This window comes from Stenotrophomonas sp. DDT-1, from assembly GCF_001580555.1.
Classification (GTDB): Bacteria; Pseudomonadota; Gammaproteobacteria; order Xanthomonadales; family Xanthomonadaceae; genus Stenotrophomonas; species Stenotrophomonas sepilia.
Genome location: NZ_LEKR01000027.1, coordinates 42,171 through 54,550, shown reverse-complemented (window position 1 = coordinate 54,550; position 12,380 = coordinate 42,171). Strand labels below are relative to the sequence as shown.

The 12,380-nt window shown below is 67.8% G+C and carries 15 protein-coding genes; 14 read left to right on the top strand and 1 reads right to left on the bottom strand.

Annotated features, from left to right (window positions below; translation table 11 throughout):
- Positions 1-141: 141 nt before the first annotated feature.
- Positions 142-372: a BolA family protein gene (locus AB839_RS13740; RefSeq protein WP_005408396.1), complete on the bottom strand. Its 231-nt coding sequence runs from the start codon at positions 370-372 to the stop codon at positions 142-144.
- Positions 373-426: 54 nt separating this feature from the next.
- Here AB839_RS13740 and AB839_RS13735 point away from each other — a divergent pair, with 54 nt between their 5' ends.
- From AB839_RS13735 to mgtE, 14 genes are all read left to right on the top strand, one after another.
- Positions 427-1,428 (top strand): KpsF/GutQ family sugar-phosphate isomerase, encoded by a 1,002-nt coding sequence (locus AB839_RS13735; RefSeq protein ID WP_061479792.1) that lies wholly within the window; start codon positions 427-429, stop codon positions 1,426-1,428.
- Positions 1,429-1,494: 66 nt separating this feature from the next.
- Positions 1,495-2,043, top strand: coding sequence for an HAD hydrolase family protein (locus AB839_RS13730; RefSeq protein ID WP_049415164.1), 549 nt, complete (start codon positions 1,495-1,497; stop codon positions 2,041-2,043).
- A complete protein-coding gene (lptC, locus tag AB839_RS13725) occupies positions 2,040-2,615 on the top strand; it encodes an LPS export ABC transporter periplasmic protein LptC (RefSeq protein ID WP_005415560.1) in 576 nt (191 codons plus the stop codon). Before AB839_RS13730 ends, lptC begins: the two co-directional genes overlap by 4 nt.
- A gap of 101 nt (positions 2,616-2,716) precedes the next feature.
- A complete protein-coding gene (lptA, locus tag AB839_RS13720) occupies positions 2,717-3,283 on the top strand; it encodes a lipopolysaccharide transport periplasmic protein LptA (RefSeq protein WP_061479791.1) in 567 nt (188 codons plus the stop codon).
- A complete protein-coding gene (gene lptB / locus AB839_RS13715) occupies positions 3,283-4,002 on the top strand; it encodes an LPS export ABC transporter ATP-binding protein (RefSeq protein ID WP_005415558.1) in 720 nt (239 codons plus the stop codon). Before lptA ends, lptB begins: the two co-directional genes overlap by 1 nt.
- 40 nt (positions 4,003-4,042) lie before the next feature.
- Positions 4,043-5,464, top strand: coding sequence for an RNA polymerase factor sigma-54 (locus AB839_RS13710; protein WP_061479790.1), 1,422 nt, complete (start codon positions 4,043-4,045; stop codon positions 5,462-5,464).
- A gap of 58 nt (positions 5,465-5,522) precedes the next feature.
- Positions 5,523-5,840, top strand: a complete 318-nt coding sequence (raiA, locus tag AB839_RS13705; RefSeq protein WP_005415556.1) for a ribosome-associated translation inhibitor RaiA — start codon at positions 5,523-5,525, stop codon at positions 5,838-5,840.
- Positions 5,841-5,861: 21 nt separating this feature from the next.
- The gene (locus tag AB839_RS13700) at positions 5,862-6,314 is read left to right on the top strand and encodes a PTS sugar transporter subunit IIA (protein WP_061479789.1); all 453 of its coding nucleotides are present in this window, start codon (positions 5,862-5,864) and stop codon (positions 6,312-6,314) included.
- Positions 6,311-7,261 carry an HPr(Ser) kinase/phosphatase gene (hprK, locus tag AB839_RS13695; RefSeq protein ID WP_005408388.1) on the top strand — a complete coding sequence of 317 codons (951 nt, stop codon included), beginning with the start codon at positions 6,311-6,313 and terminating at the stop codon, positions 7,259-7,261. The genes AB839_RS13700 and hprK overlap by 4 nt, the downstream gene beginning before the upstream one ends.
- Before the next feature lie 27 nt (positions 7,262-7,288).
- A complete protein-coding gene (gene rapZ, locus AB839_RS13690; protein ID WP_005415554.1) occupies positions 7,289-8,173 on the top strand; it encodes an RNase adapter RapZ in 885 nt (294 codons plus the stop codon).
- A gap of 266 nt (positions 8,174-8,439) precedes the next feature.
- On the top strand, positions 8,440-8,832 hold the full coding sequence (locus tag AB839_RS13685) for a hypothetical protein (protein ID WP_005408386.1): 393 nt from the start codon (positions 8,440-8,442) through the stop codon (positions 8,830-8,832).
- A complete protein-coding gene (locus tag AB839_RS13680; RefSeq protein ID WP_005408385.1) occupies positions 8,825-9,094 on the top strand; it encodes an HPr family phosphocarrier protein in 270 nt (89 codons plus the stop codon). Before AB839_RS13685 ends, AB839_RS13680 begins: the two co-directional genes overlap by 8 nt.
- Positions 9,095-9,096: 2 nt before the next feature.
- On the top strand, positions 9,097-10,866 hold the full coding sequence (gene ptsP, locus AB839_RS13675; RefSeq protein ID WP_061479788.1) for a phosphoenolpyruvate--protein phosphotransferase: 1,770 nt from the start codon (positions 9,097-9,099) through the stop codon (positions 10,864-10,866).
- Between the two features lie 126 nt (positions 10,867-10,992).
- Entirely contained in the window at positions 10,993-12,354 is a 1,362-nt protein-coding gene (gene mgtE, locus AB839_RS13670) for a magnesium transporter (RefSeq protein WP_061479787.1), read from the top strand.
- The last annotated feature ends 26 nt before the right edge of the window (positions 12,355-12,380 follow it).

Here is a 12,380-nt window from a genome sequence, read left to right as displayed (position 1 = left end):
CTCCACCGGCTCATCGGCCAGCAGGGTCGCGCAGAGGATGGGGAGGACGGCGTTCTTGGCGCCGGAGATGCTCACTTCACCGTGCAGCGCAGCGCCGCCGGTCACAACGATCTTGGCCATGTATTCGGGATCTTCTGCGGTTCAGCCGGCTTCGGCCGGGGTCACGGTTTTCAGTGCCAGCGCGTGGATCGCGCCGCCCATCAGGTCGCCCAGCGTGGCATAGACCATGCGGTGGCGGGCCAGCGGCATCTTGCCGGCGAAGGCCTCGCAGACCACGGTCGCTTCGAAATGCACGCCATCATCGCCCTGCACATCGGCGCGGGCGCCAGGCAGGCCGGTTTCGATCAGATTGCGGATGGTGTCGGCGTCCAACGGGCTTTCCTAATAAAATGTGCCTCCATTCTACTTCCGCTGCGTGGCGTCCGCATGGCCGAATCCCTGTTGCCCCCCCGTTCCGTCGACCCTGCCGGCCTGGTCGCCAGTGGCCGCCGCGTGTTCGAGATCGAGCGGCAGGCGCTGGATGCCGTCGCCGACCGCCTTGGCGAGGCCTTCCAGCAGGCCTGCGAGGCGATCCTGGCCAGCCGCGGCCGGGTGGTCGCCACCGGCATGGGCAAGTCCGGCCACATTGCCCGCAAGATCGCCGCCACCCTGGCCTCCACCGGCACACCGGCGTTCTACGTGCATCCCGGCGAAGCCGGCCACGGCGACCTGGGCATGATCACCGAAGCCGACGTGGTGCTGGCCCTGTCCTATTCGGGCGAGTCCGATGAGGTGCTGATGCTGCTGCCGGTGCTCAAGCGCCAGGGCAACGTGCTGATTTCCATGACCGGCCGCCCGCAGTCGAGCCTGGCCACCGCCGCCGACATCCACCTGGATGTAAGCGTACCGGCCGAGGCCTGCCCGCTGGCGCTGGCGCCGACCTCCAGCACCACCGCCTCGCTGGCGATGGGCGATGCGCTGGCCGTAGCCCTGCTTGACGCACGCGGCTTCACCGCCGACGACTTCGCCCGCTCGCACCCGGCCGGCAGCCTCGGCCGTCGCCTGCTGCTGCACATCACCGATGTCATGCACACCGGCGAGGACCTGCCCAGCGTGAGCGCCGATGCCAGCCTCAGCGAGGCGCTGGTGGAAATGAGCCGCAAGCGGCTCGGCATGACCGCCGTGGTCGACGCCGATGGCGTGCTGATCGGCCTGTTCACCGACGGCGACCTGCGCCGGGCGCTGGACAGCGCGCTGGACGTGCGCACCGCGAAGATCGCCGATGTGATGACCCGCAACCCGCGCACCATCGGTGCCGACCAGCTGGCCGTAGAGGCCGCGCGGCAGATGGAGACCCAGAAAATCAACGGCCTGATCGTGGTCGATGGCCAGGGCCGTGCGGTCGGCGCGCTGAACATTCATGACCTGTTGCGGGCCCGGGTGGTTTAACCGACAGCCCGTAGACCCCATTCAGTCTGTAATGCCCCACACGCCCCCACCGAGCCTGATCGCCTGATGCCCTGGTCCCCGCTGCCCGCGTTCCCCGCCCACCTGCATGCCGCTGCGGCCCGCGTCCGCCTGGCCTGCTTCGACGTGGACGGTACCCTCACCGACGGTCGGCTGTACTACGACAAGGACGGCAACGAGAGCAAGGCGTACTTCGTGCAGGACGGTCTGGGCCTGAAACTGCTGCAGCAGCACGGCATCCACCCCGTGCTGATCACCGCGCGCAACAGCCAGTCCGCGCTCAAGCGCGGCGCCGACCTCGGCATCGACACCCAGATCGCCGTGGGTGACAAGCTGGCCAGCGTGCAGGCGCTGTGTGCGCAGCATGGCATCGGCCTGGAGCAGGTGGCCTTCATGGGCGACGACCTGCCGGACCTGGCGCCGCTGGGCGCGGTCGGGCTGGCGGTGGCGCCAGCCAACGCCCACCCGTGGATCGCCGAGCGCGTGCACTGGCAGACCCGCGCCGATGGCGGACGTGGCGCCGCCCGTGAACTGTGCGACATCCTGCTGGCCGCCCAGGGCCATGTGGACGCGGTGCTGGCGAGGTTCGGCGCATGAACCTGCCCACCCTGAACTGGCGCACCGTGCTCGGCATCGGCCTGCTGCTGGCGGCCCTGCTCAGCAGCTGGGCCGCCCTGCGCAACCGCGACAAGGGCCCGGCCACTGCCGGCCAGGACGCCGGCGTGGACTACATCCTGCACGACTTCCAGATCGTCGCACTGGATGAGCAGGGCAAGGAATCGACCACCCTGCGCGCACCGCGGCTGGAACGGCAGCGCGGCGACCAGACCATCAACATCGCCACCCCACTGTTCGAGATGCCGGACAAGGATGGCAAGCACTGGACCCTGCGCGCCGAGACCGGCTGGCTCAGTGCCAAGGGCGACGAGATGAAGCTGCGCGGCAATGTCGCTGGCGACAGTCCGGCCGATCCGGGCGTGGTGCCGACCACGTTCCGCACCGACCACCTGGATGTGTTCCCGAAGGAAAACCGTGCCCGCACCGATGCGCGGGTCACCATGACCCGTCCCGGCATGGAACAGTCCGGCGTCGGCTTCGAGGTGGATTCGAAGAACAACACGTATCATTTCCTCAGCCAGTCCAAGGGCCGTTACACGCCCCGACGCTGATTCCGCCACCCTCCTGCGACGTCCCCGGACCGGCGCAAGGAAGGCGGCCCACCCACCCGCCGCCGGTTTCCCGGACGGCCCCACCGGTAGAACGGACCCCGATGAAGATCCCCTTTGCAGCCGTACTCGCGCTCGGTCTCCTGGTTCCCAGCGCTGGCTTTGCCAAGTCCACTGATCGCAACGAGAACATGAACATCGACTCGGGCGCCCAGTCGGGCGTGCTCACCGGCGATGGCAAGACCGTGCTCTCGCAGGGCGTGACCGTTACCCAGGGCACGCTGGACATCCGCGCGTCCGAAGCGGAGATCTACCTCAAGGACGGCGAGGCCGTGCGTGCGGTATTCACCGGCAAGCAGGCCACGATGAAGCAGCAGCTCGACGACGGCACCTGGATGGACGCGGTGGCTGATCGCATCGACTACGACATCAAGACCGAGATCATCACCCTGACCGGCAACTACAAGGTCACCAGCGCGCGCGGCACCAATGCCGGCCAGCGCATGGTCTACAACACCCGCACCGGGGAGATGAACTCCGGTGGCGATGGCAGCCGTGTGCGCACTGTCATTCCGCCGAAGAACAAGAACGCGGCGGCACAGCCGGCCGCCGCACCCAAGGCGGCGGCTCCTGCCAGCGCGCCGGCCAGGCCGGCGGGGAGCAAGAAGTAATGCTCGTCGCCAAGGGCCTGCGCAAGCGCTACAAGCAGCGCGAAGTCGTCAAGGACTTCGGGCTGACCCTCGACGCCGGTGAAGTGGTCGGCCTGCTCGGCCCCAACGGTGCCGGCAAGACCACCTGCTTCTACATGATCGTCGGCCTGGTCGCCGCCGATGCAGGCAGCATCGTGCTCGACGGCAAGGACATCACCAGCGACCCGATGTACACCCGTGCCAAGCAGGGCGTGGGCTACCTGCCGCAGGAGCCGTCGGTGTTCCGCAAGCTGACCGTGGCCGACAACCTCCGCCTGGTGCTTGAACTGCGCGAAGACCTGGATTCGGCCGGCCGCGAACGCGAATTGAACAGCCTGCTCGATGAGCTGCAGCTGGGCCATGTCGCCGACCAGCTCGGTGCCAGCCTGTCCGGTGGCGAACGTCGTCGCTGCGAGATCGCCCGCGCACTGGCCGCGCAGCCGCGCCTGATCCTGCTCGACGAACCGTTTGCCGGTGTCGACCCGATCTCGGTGGGCGAAATCCAGCGCATCGTCACCCATCTCAAGCAGCGTGGCATCGGCGTGCTGATCACCGACCACAACGTGCGCGAGACCTTGGGAATCTGCGACCGCGCGTATATCCTCGCCGAGGGCACCGTGCTGGCCCAGGGCTCGCCGGAGGCGATCCTGGACAACGCTGACGTACGTCGCGTCTACCTTGGGGATTCCTTCAAGCTGTGACCGCAGGTGCTGGGTCCCTTTCCTTCCATTCGGCACAGGCATGAAGACTCGGCTGCAGACATCGTTGGGACAGCAGCTGGTGCTCACCCCCCAGCTGCAGCAGGCGATCAAGCTGCTGCAGATGTCCACGACCGAGCTGGAGCTTGAAATCGCCCAGGCCGTGGAAAGCAATCCGCTGCTGGACTGGGCCGACAGCAACGACAGCAGTGCCGCCAATGAAGGCGGCGACAACACGGACGCCGACACGCCGGCCGAACGCACCGACAATGGCGACGACTGGGCACCGGCCGAGCTCGACTGGAGCGCTGCCGGCAGTGGCGGCAGCTTCGACGATGATGATGACACCGGCAGCGCCGCCGAGCGCGTGGCCGAAACCGAGACGCTGGCCGACCACCTGCTGTGGCAGCTGCACCTGTCGCATCTTTCCATGCATGACCGCAGCATCGGCGCTGCGCTGATCGATGCGTTGGACGACGACGGTTACCTGCGCGAACCGCTGGCCACCATCGCCGAAACCCTACTGCCGTCGGTCCATGCCGATGAGGATGAAATCCTTGCGGTGCTGCATCGCATCCAGCGCTTCGACCCGGTCGGCGTTGCCGCGCGCACGCTCGGCGAATGCCTGCAGCTGCAGCTTGATGTGTTGCCTGGCGACACCGCGGGCCTGGCGCTGGCGCGGCAGATTGCCGCAGGCCCGCTGGAACGGCTGCCACGCAGTGGCGTCGCCGGTCTGGCCCATGAACTGAAACAGCCGCTGGATGAGGTCGAGACGGCGGTCGCCCTGCTGCGCTCGCTGGACCCGCGTCCAGGGACCCAGATCGCGCCGCTTTCGCAGGATACCTACGTGGTGCCCGACGTGGTGGTGTGGCGGCAGAACGGCATCTGGCGCGCGGCGCTGGCCGCCCATGCCGGGCCGAAGGTGGTGATCCACCGTGGCTACGAACAGCTGATCCGCCGCTGTGGCGAGGCCGACGCCGGCTACCTGCGTGGCCAGCTGCAGGAGGCGCGCTGGCTGCTGAAGGGCCTGCAGCAGCGCGGCGAAACCCTGCTGCGGGTGGTGCGCAGCCTGATCCTGCAGCAGGCCGGTTTCCTCGAGTTCGGCGAACAGGCGCTGCGTCCGCTGACCCTGCGCGAGATCGCCACCGAACTGGGCCTGCACGAGTCGACGGTGTCGCGCGCGATCGCCCGCAAGCATGTGCGCACGCCGCGGGGCACGCTGCCGCTGCGTGCCTTCTTCGCCTCGGGCATCGATACCGAAGGCGGTGGCGAGGCGTCCAGCACCGCCATCCAGGCGATGATCCGGCGCCTGATCGACGACGAAAATCCGCGCAAGCCGCTTTCTGACGCCAAGCTGGCTGACCTGCTCAAATCGTCGGGAATTCCAGTAGCGCGACGCACCGTGGCGAAGTATCGTGAAGCCATGAACATCTCCGCCTCGCACGAAAGGGTCAGAATCGCTTGACGCACCGCCGCGCCCGGCGGAGAGGTTCATTGGCACATCCGAACACAGGAGAAACCCGATGCGCATCGAAACGTTTGGCAAAGACGTCGAAGTCACCCCGGCCCTGCAGTCCTATGTGGAGGAGAAGCTGGCCCGGATCGGAAAACACTTCGACCAGCACTGCGAAGCGCGGGTGACCCTCAAGCTGCAGAAGACCGAACACCACGTCGACGCCAGCCTCAACATCCCGGGGCAGACCCTGCACGCCGAGGCCGGCGGCCAGACCATGTATGCCGCGATCGACCTGCTTGCGGACAAGCTTGACCGCCTGGTCATCAAGCACAAGGAGAAAAAACAGCAGCACGCACCGCTGCCGGTGGGCGACAATGGTGGCTGATCGCCACCGTTCCCCGCAGACATGCCCCTGACTGACCTCCTGGCGGCCGTGCAGACCCAGCTCTGCGCGGCCACCGACCGCGACAGCGTCCTGCAGGCCGCCGCCGGGTTGCTGGCCTGCCGCCAGGCCAATGCCGAACAGATCTATCTGAACCTGTGCCAGCGCGAAGCCCTGGGCAGCACCGCGATCGGCCACGGTATCGCCATCCCCCACGGCCGCGCGCCGACCCTGGACCGCCCCCGTGGCGCCCTGCTGCGCCTGGCGGCCCCGGTCGACTTCGGCGGCGATGAGCCGGTGGACCTGGTGTTCGCGATGGCCGTCCCGGCCCACTACACCCACCAGCACCTGATGCTGCTGTCCGAGCTGGCCGAGCTGTTTTCCGCGCCGGATATCCGCCAGGCCCTGCGTGAGGCCGGCGATGCCCGGGCCCTGCGCGAGGCGCTGGACATGACCCCACCTGCGAGCGCCGCATGAATACCAGCATCACCGCCCGTGAACTGTTCGAACAGCAGCGCGAGCGGCTGGGGCTGCGCTGGGCCGCAGGCAAATCCGGTGAGAAGCGCGAGCTGGAGGCCGGCAATACCGTCTCGCGGCGTCCCTCGCTGGCCGGCTACCTCAACGCCATCTATCCCAACAAGGTGCAGATCCTGGGCACCGAGGAACTGTCCTGGCTGGATGCGCTGGAACCGCGCCAGCGCTGGGAGACCATCGAAAAGATCATGCAGTCGCACCCGCTTGCGCTGGTGCTGACCCGCAACCAGGCCTGCCCGGAAGACCTGCGCGCCGCCGCCGATGAATCCGGCACGCCGCTGTGGTTGTCGCCCAAGCGCGGCCACGAACTGCTCAACCACCTGTCCTACCACCTGGCGCGCACGCTCGCACCGAGGGTGATCCTGCACGGCGTGTTCATGGAGATCTATTCCATTGGCGTGCTGATCACCGGCGAGGCCGGGTCGGGCAAGAGCGAGCTGGCACTGGAGCTGCTCAGCCGTGGTCACCGCCTGGTCGCCGACGACGCCCCCGAGTTCACCCAGATCGCCCCGGATGTACTCGACGGCACCTGCCCCGAACTGCTGCAGGACCTGCTGGAAGTGCGCGGCCTGGGCGTGCTGAACGTGCGCGAGATGTTCGGCGACACGGCTGTAAAGAAGAACAAGTACCTTCGGCTGATCGTCCACCTGACCAAGCCGATGACCGAACCCACCCCGCATGGCTACGAGCGTCTGACCGGCGACTCGGGCACCCGCCATGTGCTGGACCTGGACGTTCCGCTGATCACCCTGCCGGTGATGCCCGGCCGCAACCTGGCCGTGCTGACCGAAGCCGCCACCCGCCTGCACATCCTGCGCACCAAGGGCATTGATCCGGCGGCCATGTTCATCGCCCGCCACAGCAACCTGCTGGAACGGCGAACACCCTGATCCCCCTGCCCCTCGAAGAGCCTGTCCATGAGCACCGCAATCCCCACCGCCCCGACCCTGATCATCGTCAGCGGCCTGTCCGGCTCGGGTAAATCCGTCGCCCTGAAGACCTTCGAGGACCAGGACTACTACTGCTCGGACAACCTGCCGATCCACCTGCTGCCGGACTTCGTGCGCAGCCTGCTGGCCAACCACGACGGCAGCGCACCGCGCCGCCTGGCCGTAGGCATCGATGTCCGCGGCCAGGCCGACCTGAGCCAGCTGGGCGACTGGCGGCAGCTGGCCACCGACGCCGGCGTGGAAGTGAAGGTACTGTTCTTCGAGGCCAGCGACGAAACGGTGCTCAAGCGCTACGCCGACACCCGCCGTCGCCATCCGCTGAGCCAGCTGGGCCTGTCGCTGCCCGAAGCGATCGCCCGCGAGCGCGAACTGACCGCACCGTTGCGCCGCGAGGCCGATGCGGTGATCGATACCAGTACCCTCAACGTGCACCAGCTGCGGCGGCGGATCATCACCGAGTTCGCGATGGACCATGCCACCGGCCTGTCGCTGCTGTTCGAATCATTCGCCTACAAGCGCGGCGTACCGGCCGAGGCGGACTTCGTGTTCGATGCGCGGGTGCTGCCCAATCCACACTGGGACCCGGACCTTCGCGCGCTGAGCGGCCGCGAGCCGGGCGTGCGCGACTATCTGGAAGCACAGCCCGACGTGCAGCGTTACCTGGCCCAGCTGATGGATTTCCTGGATACCTGGCTGCCGAAACTGGGGGATGGCACCCGCAGCTACGTGACCGTGGCGTTCGGCTGCACCGGAGGCAAGCACCGCTCGGTGTTCCTGGCCGAGCGCATGGCCCGGCACGCCCGCGAGATGGGCTGGCAGGACGTGGCCACCTACCACCGCGAACAGGATTGAGGGTGGTCGGCCGGGCTGCGCCCGGCACCCACCGAGGCCAAGGCAACGGCAACGGCAACGTCAAACGCCTGCATTTCGAGGGATGCGGGGCGGTGTGGGCTGCAGGACACGCCGTGGATGAATCCCGGTCAGGCATCGAAAAAACGGAAAGGGGCGGCCCCCTTTTCAACAGGAAAGGGCCCGGACCCGAGCAACACTGAATACGGGACACAGTACCCCTCATCTGCTGCTATCGCCGATTCACCTTGACCTGTTAACGTGCAGTAATGACCTGTGGCATTCTCCTCGTAACACATCCCGGGGTCGGGACCGCCCTGCTTGACGTGGCGACCCGGCTCCTGCGGCAGTTGCCGCTGAAAACCGAAGCTTTCGAAGTACCGTTCGACGCAGACCTGGACGCCCTGCTCCCGCTCGCCTCGGCCGCTTTGCGGCGGGTCGACGGAGGTGACGGCGTGCTGATCCTGACCGACCTGTACGGCGCCAGCCCCGCCAACCTTGCCGGGCAGCTGGCCCGGCTGGGGACCCCGGTTCGCCGAGTGTCAGCGCTGAGCCTGCCGATGTTGCTGCGGGTGATGAATTATCCGGAACAGGGACTGGATCAACTGCCCGCCACAGCCGCGGCGGGTACCCGTAATGGAGCGATAGTCGACGATGCTTGAACGAGAACTCACCGTCAGCAACCGCCTGGGCCTGCATGCCCGGGCCACCGCCAAGCTGGTGCAGACCCTGGCGCCGTTCCGCTGCAACGTGACCATGGCCGCCAAGGGCCGTGAGATCAACGCCAAGAGCATCATGGGCGTGATGCTGCTGGCCGCCGGCCAGGGCACCCCGGTCACCGTGCGCATCAACGGCGAGGACGAAGCCGCCGCGATGGAAGCGGTGGTCGGCCTGTTCGAACGCCGCTTCGACGAGGACAGCTGAGCGTGCCGCGCGCACGCGCCAGCCAGGTCCTTTCCGGCCAACGGCCGGTACAGCTGCTGGCCGGCCACGGCGCCGCGCGCGGAACGGCGATGGGCCGGGCACGCGTGCGGCTGCCGCATGCGCTGGAGGTGGCCGAGCAGCGCGTGGCCGCCCACCAGGTCGAGGCCGAACTGGCGCGCCTGCACCGGGCGCTGGATGCCGCGCGTACGGAAATGCACGAGCTGCGCCAGCGCCTGCATGGCGCCCTGAACCAGGAAGTGGGCGAGTTCCTCGACCTGCACGCGCTGCTGCTGGACGACCCCGAGCTGCTGCACGGCCTGGACGAGCTGATCCGCAGCGGCCCGTACAGCGCCGGCTATGCCTTGCGCCTGCAGCGCGACCGCCTGGCCAAGGTCTTCGATGGCATGGACGATGCCTATCTGAAGAGCCGCATGGACGATCTCGACCATGTGATCGGGCGCATCCACGCCTTCCTGCAACCCGAACGGCCGTCGGCGGTGAAAGGCCTGGCCGGCGAGATCCTGGTCTGCGACAACATCGCCCCCTCCGAGCTGGCGCAGCTGCAGGCACAGGGCGTGGTCGGCATCGTCACTGCCGCCGGCAGCGCGCTGTCGCACAGCGCGATCCTGGCGCGCAGCCTGCACCTGCCCCTGATCGTCAACGTGCCGCAGCTGCTCAGCCGCATCGCCGATGGCGATGTGCTGATCATCGATGGCGCCGACGGCAGCATCACCGTCAACCCGCAGGCCGACAACCTGCGGGACTACCGCGTCCGGCTGAAGGAGCACGCGCGCGAGCAGCGCGAGCTCGGCCGCCTGCGCAGCAAGCCCAGTCGTACCCGCGACCAGGTCGACATTGCCCTGCTGGCCAATGCCGAATCGCTGGAAGACGTGACCCAGGCGCATGCACTGGGCGCACAGGGGCTCGGCCTGTACCGCACCGAATTCCTGTTCCTGCAGCGCAATGAGCTGCCGGACGAAGAAGAGCAGTTCCAGACCTACCGCGATGCCGCGCTGGGCATGAGCGGGCGGCCGGTCACCATACGCACGCTGGACCTGGGCGCGGACAAGGCCGACCGTACCGGCCTGACCCTGAGCAACGAAGAGAACCCTGCACTCGGCCTGCGCGGGGTGCGCCTGTCGCTGGCACGGCCGAAGGTGGCCGACACCCAGCTGCGCGCGATCCTGCGCGCGTCTGCGTACGGCAAGCTGCGCGTGCTGGTGCCAATGGTCAGCACCCGCGAGGAGCTGCTGGCCGTGCGCCGGCGCATGCTCAAACTGACCGAACAGCTGCGCGGCGAAGGCCACATGGTGTCCGACCATGTACCGCTGGGCGCGATGATCGAAGTCCCCGCCGCTGCGCTGGCGCTGGAGAGCTTCATCGACCTGGTCGATTTCCTGTCGATCGGCACCAACGATCTGGTGCAGTACCTGCTGGCTGCCGACCGCAACAACGAGGCGCTGGGCGAGTTGTATTCACCGCTGCACCCGGCCGTGCTGCGGCTGCTGCAGATGGTGATCGAGACCGGCGCGCGCCACCGCGTCCCGGTGGCGGTCTGCGGCGAGATGGCCGGTGATGCCCGGATGACCCCGCTGCTGCTGGCGCTGGGCCTGAGCGAGTTCAGCCTGCACCCCGGTACGTTGCTGGAGGTACGCCGTGCGATACGCGAAGCCGACCTGTCCGTGCTGCGCGCGCGCGCGCCGAAGCTGCTGGCCGCGCGCGACCGCCGCGCCATCGAACGCTGGCTGGCGCTGGTGGCGGAAACGGCCTGAGCGCCTAGGGTGGTGCCATCCGGCGGCTATGCGCTGAAACATCGCCTTGCGATAATGACGCGCTGAACACCCCTGTTGCCGCATCCTTGCCGGGATCGCGGCTTTTCTTATCCCGCGGGAGCTGCGATGGCTGAAGCTGTACGCCACGACAAGACTGCGCGCCAACTGCGGATGCTGTCCGATGCACTGGACAGCGGCCGGCTGGGCCCGGTACGTCGCCTGGTCAACACCCTGGCCCCGGCCGAGATCGGCAACCTGCTTGAATCGCTGCCGCCGGGCAAGCGCGAGGTGGTGTGGGGCCTGGTCGATCCTGAAGACGACGGCGAGGTGCTGGTCCACGTCGGCGAGGACGTGCGCGAAAGCCTGCTCGCGGACATGGACCCGGACGAGATCATCGCCGCGGTCGAAGACCTGGACATCGACGATCTGGCCGACCTGGTCGAAGACCTGCCGGATACGGTCATCGATGAAGTCCTCAAGTCGATGGACCGCGAGAACCGCGAGCGGCTGGAACAGGTGCTGTCCTATCCCGAGGACAGCGCCGGCCGCCTGATGAACCCGGACGTGGTGACCGTGCGCGCCGACGTCAACGTCGACGTCGTGCTGCGCTACCTGCGCCTGCGCGGCGAATTGCCGGACCACACCGACCACCTGTTCGTGGTCAGCCGGCGGCACCAATATCTCGGCCGGGTGTCGCTGGCGGCACTGGTGACCCACGAGGACACCACCCCGATCAACCGCCTGATCGACGACGAGCAGCCGGCCATCGACGTCGGCGAGAGCGACCAGGAAGTGGCACGGCAGTTCTCCGACCATGACTGGATCTCCGCACCGGTAGTGGACGAGAACAACATCCTCGTTGGCCGCATCACCATCGATGACGTGGTCGACATCATCCGCGGCCAGGCCGAGCACCAGGCGCTGGGCGCCGCCGGCCTGGACGAGGACGAGGACCTGTTCAGCCCGGTCTGGCGCGCCATGCGCCGCCGCCTGATGTGGCTGTCGATCAACCTGTGCACGGCCTTCCTGGCCTCCAGCGTGGTCGGCCACTTCGAGGGCACGATCGACAAGCTGGTGGCGCTGGCGGTGCTGATGCCGATCGTGGCCGGCCTGGGCGGCAATGCCGGCACCCAGGTGCTGGCGCTGATGGTGCGTGGCCTGGCGTTGGGCCAGGTGGGCGCCTCCAACGCGCGCACGCTGCTGTGGAAGGAAGTGCGGGTGGCCGCGCTCAACGGCCTGCTGCTCGGCTCGATACTGGGGCTGATCGTGCTGCTCTGGTTCCACTCGCCCGGACTGTCGGCGGTGATCGCCATCGCGCTGACCTGCAATCTGCTGTTCGCGGCACTGGCCGGCGTGCTGGTGCCGCTGACCCTGAAACGCTTCGGCTTCGACCCGGCGCTGGCCAGTGGCATCTTCCTGACTGCCGTGACCGACTCGATGGGCTTCTTCACCTTCCTCGGCCTGGCCACGCTGGTGCTGCTGCACTGATCCCTGCCGGGCCGGATCCCCGCAAC

Excerpts from the sequence above, each read along its gene's own strand:
- AB839_RS13735 (WP_061479792.1), top strand. The coding sequence starts at position 427 with ATGGCCGAATCCCTGTTGCCCCCCCGTTCCGTCGACCCTGCCGGCCTG.
- AB839_RS13730 (WP_049415164.1), top strand. The coding sequence starts at position 1,495 with ATGCCCTGGTCCCCGCTGCCCGCGTTCCCCGCCCACCTGCATGCCGCT.
- lptC (WP_005415560.1), top strand. The coding sequence starts at position 2,040 with ATGAACCTGCCCACCCTGAACTGGCGCACCGTGCTCGGCATCGGCCTG.
- lptA (WP_061479791.1), top strand. The coding sequence starts at position 2,717 with ATGAAGATCCCCTTTGCAGCCGTACTCGCGCTCGGTCTCCTGGTTCCC.
- lptB (WP_005415558.1), top strand. The coding sequence starts at position 3,283 with ATGCTCGTCGCCAAGGGCCTGCGCAAGCGCTACAAGCAGCGCGAAGTC.
- AB839_RS13710 (WP_061479790.1), top strand. The coding sequence starts at position 4,043 with ATGAAGACTCGGCTGCAGACATCGTTGGGACAGCAGCTGGTGCTCACC.
- raiA (WP_005415556.1), top strand. The coding sequence starts at position 5,523 with ATGCGCATCGAAACGTTTGGCAAAGACGTCGAAGTCACCCCGGCCCTG.
- AB839_RS13700 (WP_061479789.1), top strand. The coding sequence starts at position 5,862 with ATGCCCCTGACTGACCTCCTGGCGGCCGTGCAGACCCAGCTCTGCGCG.
- hprK (WP_005408388.1), top strand. The coding sequence starts at position 6,311 with ATGAATACCAGCATCACCGCCCGTGAACTGTTCGAACAGCAGCGCGAG.
- rapZ (WP_005415554.1), top strand. The coding sequence starts at position 7,289 with ATGAGCACCGCAATCCCCACCGCCCCGACCCTGATCATCGTCAGCGGC.
- AB839_RS13685 (WP_005408386.1), top strand. The coding sequence starts at position 8,440 with ATGACCTGTGGCATTCTCCTCGTAACACATCCCGGGGTCGGGACCGCC.
- AB839_RS13680 (WP_005408385.1), top strand. The coding sequence starts at position 8,825 with ATGCTTGAACGAGAACTCACCGTCAGCAACCGCCTGGGCCTGCATGCC.
- mgtE (WP_061479787.1), top strand. The coding sequence starts at position 10,993 with ATGGCTGAAGCTGTACGCCACGACAAGACTGCGCGCCAACTGCGGATG.